Here is a 273-nt window from a genome sequence, read left to right on the forward strand (position 1 = left end):
ATCGCGAAGGCGAAGAGGCTGGGATCGGTGCGCGTCTACATCGTGTCGGCGAACGGCAACGAAATGACCGAGTCTGCGGCGGGCCTCACCGACAAGGGAGAGCCATTCGTCCGCAACTTCCACTACAAGCGATTGCGCTGAAGTACTGGCTGCGGCCCTGGCCCAACCACCCAAGTGGGCGACAGGGTCGGAGTCGACGACCAGCCGTCTGAACCGCGCGCCGGTTCGTCAGAGCGGCATCGATCACAATTATCCGTCTTCAGCCGCGTGCGT

The sequence above is a fragment of the Candidatus Kosakonia sp. 282A-S69 genome (assembly GCF_029433855.1).
Taxonomy (GTDB): domain Bacteria; phylum Pseudomonadota; class Gammaproteobacteria; order Enterobacterales; family Enterobacteriaceae; genus Kosakonia; species Kosakonia cowanii_A.